This is a genomic window from Roseateles sp. P5_B10, from assembly GCF_056400485.1.
In genome coordinates this window covers 1-3,668 of record NZ_JBFULE010000540.1, presented here as the reverse complement: position 1 = coordinate 3,668, position 3,668 = coordinate 1, and the positions used below count along the sequence as shown (strand labels likewise).

Genomic DNA, 3,668 nt, shown 5'->3' with positions numbered 1-3,668 from the left:
CCGATAATTCCGCCCGCCCCCAAGCTTGTCTGCCCTCCAAATGACCACGATCCGCCAGCAAGACCTCATCGACAGCGTTGCTGCCGCCCTGCAGTACATCAGCTACTACCACCCGGCCGACTACATCGCCCACCTGGCCCGCGCCTACGAGAGCGAGGCCTCGCCCGCCGCCAAGGACGCCATCGCGCAGATCCTCACCAACAGCCGCATGTGCGCGGAAGGCCGCCGCCCGATCTGCCAGGACACCGGCATCGTCAATGTCTTCCTGAAGATCGGCATGGACGTGCGCTGGGAAGGCTTTGCCGGCAGCATCGAGGACGCCATCAATGAAGGCGTGCGCCAGGGTTACCTCAACCCGGACAACAAGCTGCGCGCCAGCGTGCTGGATGACCCCATATTTGCGCGCAAAAACACGAAGGACAACACGCCCGCCGTTGTGCAGATGGAGCTGGTGCCCGGCAACACCGTGGACGTCATCGTCGCGGCCAAGGGCGGTGGCAGTGAGAACAAGAGCAAGGTCTACATGCTCAACCCCAGCGACGACATCGTCGACTGGGTGCTGAAGACCGTGCCGACCATGGGCGCCGGCTGGTGCCCGCCCGGCATGCTGGGCATCGGCGTCGGCGGCACGGCCGAGAAGGCCGCCTTGCTGGCCAAGCAGGCGCTGATGGAAGACATCGACATGTACGAGCTGCTGCAGCGCGGCCCGCAGAACAAGCTCGAAGAGATGCGCATCGAGCTGTACGAGAAGGTCAACGCCTTGGGCATCGGCGCGCAGGGCCTGGGCGGCCTGACGACCGTGCTGGACGTGAAGATCAAGACCTTCCCGACGCATGCAGCCAGCAAGCCCATCGCCATGATCCCGAACTGCGCGGCCACGCGCCACGCCCACTTCGTGCTGGATGGCAGCGGCCCGAGCTACCTCGAGCCGCCCAGCCTGGACCTGTGGCCCGACGTGAACTGGGCGCCCGACTACAACAAGAGCCGGCGCGTCGACCTGAACACGCTGACGCCGGACATCGTCGCCACCTGGAAGGCCGGCGAGACGCTGCTGCTGAACGGCAAGATGCTGACCGGCCGCGACGCCGCCCACAAGCGCATCCAGGACATGCTGGCCAAGGGTGAGCCGCTGCCGGTGGACTTCACCAACCGCGCCATCTACTACGTCGGCCCCGTGGACCCGGTGCGAGACGAGGTGGTGGGCCCGGCCGGCCCGACGACCGCCACGCGCATGGACAAGTTCACCGACATGATGCTGGCCAAGACCGGCCTGATCGCCATGGTCGGCAAGGCCGAACGCGGGCCGGTCGCCATCGAGTCCATCAAGAACCACAAGAGCGCCTACCTGATGGCGGTCGGCGGTTCGGCCTACCTGGTCAGCAAAGCGATCAAGGGCGCCAAGGTCGTCGGCTTCGAGGACCTCGGCATGGAAGCCATCTACGAGTTCGACGTGGTGGACATGCCCGTCACCGTGGCGGTCGACGCCACCGGCACCAGCGCCCACATCACCGGCCCGGCGGAGTGGAAGCAGCGTATCGCCTCGGGCAAGGCCGTCGGCATCCCGGTCGCCTCGGCCTGACGCCTACACAATCGGGTGGTCAACCTTGACCACCCGATATGACCCAAGTCCGCCCCCTCCAGCCCACCGACCGCGCCGCCTGGCAGCCCCTCTGGGACGGCTACAACGCCTTCTACGGCCGTGCCGGCGAGACCGCACTGCCCGCTGAGGTCACCGAGACCACCTGGGCGCGCTTCTTCGACGCCACCGAACCGGTTCATGCACTGGTCGCCGAAGATGAAAGCGGCCAGCTGCTCGGCCTCGTGCACTACCTCTATCACCGCAGCACGACGCGCGTCGAGCTGACCTGCTATCTGCAGGACCTGTTCACGACACCTGAGGCGCGTGGCCGCGGCGTGGGCCGCGCCCTGATCGAGGCCGTGTATGCGGCGGCCCGCGAGGCGGGCATCAAGCGCGTCTACTGGCAGACGCACACCACCAACGCCACGGGCCGCGCGCTGTACGACAAGGTTGCGCATCACATGGGCTTCATCGTCTACGCCCAAGACGTCGCCTGACCTCGGAGGACTTCAAGTGCGCCTGTTTTTCGTCGCCGCCGTCCTGCTGGCGCTGTACACCCTCTCGCCGCCCGCCAGGGCACAGACCTGCGCCCTGACGCCGGTCGCCGGCGAGATGCGCGAGCTGACCTCGGGTGGCCGCACGCGGACTTATCGACTCTTCGTGCCGCCTGCCGTCGCGGGCCGCAGCCAGCTCCCGCTGGTCTTCGACCTGCACGGCACGGGCGGCAAGACCGCGGGGCGCGCCAGGGAAAGCGGCTTCGAGACACTGGCGGCGCGAGAGGGCTTCGCTGTCGCCACACTGCAGGCGGAAGACTCGCGCTGGAATGTGCCGGTGGCCAGCACCCGCGCCGACGATGTGCAGTACGTGTCCGATGTCATCGACCACATTGCCGCCCAGGTCTGCATCGACCCGAAGCGGGTCTATTCGACCGGCTTCTCAGGCGGCGGGCGCATGTCCTCTCTGCTCGGCTGCCGCCTGAACCACCGCATCGCAGCCATCGCACCGGTCGGCGGGCTGCGCTGGTTCGGCCCCTGCGCGGGCCGCGCCGTGCCGGTGCTGACCGTGCACGGCCTGGCGGACTCGACCAACTCCTACGAAGGTCATGCCGACCGCGGCCCCGAGTGGGTGGAAAGCGTGCCGGAGGCCCTGGCCGGATGGGCCGCCCACAACCGTTGCCAGCCCAAACTCGTCCAGGACGCCCAGCCCGGAGCGCTCCAGACCATCCGCTACGCGGGCTGCACGGGCAACTCAGAGGTCAGGCTGCTGCGCATCGACGGCATGGGCCACATCTGGCCCCATACCGAGGTCGATGCAACCGACACGATCTGGCAGTTCTTCAAGGCTCACCCGCTCCAGTAGGCCCCACACAACAGGAGACCCGCATGTCCAACATCCGCGCCTACGCCGCCCTCGCCCCCGGCGGCGCCCTGCAACCCTTCGACTACGACCCCGGCCCGCTGGGCGACGAGGACGTCGAAGTCACCGTCGAGCACTGCGGCATCTGCCACTCCGACCTGGCCATGATCGACAGCGAGTGGTTCCCGGCCGCCTACCCCGTGGTGCCCGGCCACGAGGTCATTGGCCGCGTCACGGCCCTGGGCGCCCATGCCAAGGGCCGGCAGATCGGCCAGCGCGTCGGTGTGGGCTGGCATGCCAGCAGCTGCACGCATTGCAATTTCTGCCTTGGCGGCGAGCAGCATCTGTGCGGCAAGCGCCAGCCGACGCTGATCGGCCGCCATGGCGGCTTCGCGGACCGGCTGCGCGCCCACTGGAGTTGGGCCGTGCCCCTGCCCGATGCGCTGGACCCGGTCGCGGCGGGCCCACTGATGTGCGGCGGTGGCACGGTCTTCCTGCCCTTTGTACTGCATGCCATCAAGCCGACCGACCGCGTCGGCGTCGTCGGCATCGGCGGCCTGGGTCACCTGGCCGTCAAGTTCGCACGTGCCTGGGGCTGCGAGGTCACGGCCTTCACGTCGTCGCCCTCCAAGCGCGACGAAGCCCTCGCACTGGGCGCGCACAAGACGCTGTCCAGCGTCGACAAGGCCGAGCTGAAAGCCGCCGCCGGCAGCCTGGACTTCCTGCTCATCAC

General features: G+C 68.2%; 4 protein-coding genes. All 4 read left to right on the top strand.

The features are described from left to right. Positions 1-40: 40 nt before the first annotated feature. Positions 41-1,579 (top strand): fumarate hydratase, encoded by a 1,539-nt coding sequence (locus AC1DU6_RS23470; protein WP_457325366.1) that lies wholly within the window; start codon positions 41-43, stop codon positions 1,577-1,579. Between the two features lie 38 nt (positions 1,580-1,617). Beyond that, a complete protein-coding gene (locus tag AC1DU6_RS23465) occupies positions 1,618-2,076 on the top strand; it encodes a GNAT family N-acetyltransferase (protein ID WP_457325365.1) in 459 nt (152 codons plus the stop codon). 16 nt (positions 2,077-2,092) lie between these two features. Further along, positions 2,093-2,938, top strand: coding sequence for a CE1 family esterase (locus AC1DU6_RS23460; RefSeq protein ID WP_056201393.1), 846 nt, complete (start codon positions 2,093-2,095; stop codon positions 2,936-2,938). Positions 2,939-2,961: 23 nt separating this feature from the next. Continuing rightward, positions 2,962-3,668 (top strand): NAD(P)-dependent alcohol dehydrogenase (locus AC1DU6_RS23455; protein ID WP_477859984.1); only part of this gene is annotated, 707 nt, incomplete at its 3' end.

What these genes read in the sequence shown, in the direction of transcription:
- AC1DU6_RS23470 (WP_457325366.1), top strand. Translation starts at nt 41, where the DNA reads ATGACCACGATCCGCCAGCAAGACCTCATCGACAGCGTTGCTGCCGCC.
- AC1DU6_RS23465 (WP_457325365.1), top strand. Translation starts at nt 1,618, where the DNA reads ATGACCCAAGTCCGCCCCCTCCAGCCCACCGACCGCGCCGCCTGGCAG.